This is a genomic window from Noviherbaspirillum album, from assembly GCF_035916955.1.
Lineage (GTDB): Bacteria > Pseudomonadota > Gammaproteobacteria > Burkholderiales > Burkholderiaceae_D > Noviherbaspirillum > Noviherbaspirillum album.
The window spans coordinates 1-835 of record NZ_JAWIIV010000131.1; the positions used below are offsets into that span (position 1 = coordinate 1).

Genomic DNA, 835 nt, shown 5'->3' on the forward strand with positions numbered 1-835 from the left:
TGCACTTCGTAGCCTTCGTCTGCCTCATGCTGACTAAGACACTCAACACCTTCGGTCTTAGTTCATAACACGTTCTAGAGAAGAGCAGAAAAAATTATTTTCCATTGTTTATAGAGAAAATGAATCGTATGCCAAAGGAATTTATGAACGGGCAACAAAAAACACGAAAGATATAGTTCCGTGGTCTGCCATCGATCCTGCAATAAGAGAAGTTTCAGTGGACGTCGTTTATCAAGGTCTGCCTAAAGAGTTGAAGCCTGACTTCATAGAGGCATTATCCAATAACAATGATGATGCCTTGATAGAGTTTCTATCAACTGATGCTGCGAACAAGAGATATACGAAAGAACGAAATAAGCAACGAATACAATTTTTGAGAAAAGCGAAGATGGGGAAAAAGACAGTTTAATAGGCTAATCAATGAATAATTTAGTATTTTTACTTCTGGCTTTTGTAGCGATTGTTCCAGGTTATACATCTGAAAAACTTAAATTTGTAGAGGGTTTATATGTAAAGAACCATAGTTGTGGTGCTAATAGTGGTGAGGAGCAGCAGGGTAAGAATTTATCCGAGTTTTCGAAACTTAAAATAAAGGCGAAAACTGCTTCTATAGCTGAAATCAGTCTAGAAACCGTAGTTTTAATTAATCAGAGCGGTTTAGGGATTCAGCCGTACTCATGTAGTTTTAATGGTGTCGCGGAGCTGAAAGGGAAAAAACTGAAAATTTTGAAGGATGATGAAGGATATGAAGTTAATGTGACCTGTCTTGGGATTTTCGGACCACGGCAAATTTGAGAAGATAGCTCCCAAATGAAAGGGAGCAATGAAGAAAAGC

2 protein-coding genes are annotated in these 835 nt (G+C 38.0%); both read left to right on the top strand.

Annotation, left to right across the window (positions count from 1 at the left end; translation table 11 throughout):
- The first annotated feature begins 64 nt into the window (after positions 1 to 64).
- Positions 65 to 409: a DUF8812 domain-containing protein gene (locus tag RY831_RS33565; protein ID WP_496196654.1), complete on the top strand. Its 345-nt coding sequence runs from the start codon at positions 65 to 67 to the stop codon at positions 407 to 409.
- Positions 410 to 420: 11 nt separating this feature from the next.
- Entirely contained in the window at positions 421 to 795 is a 375-nt protein-coding gene (locus RY831_RS33045; RefSeq protein WP_326510510.1) for a hypothetical protein, read from the top strand.
- Positions 796 to 835: the final 40 nt, after the last annotated feature.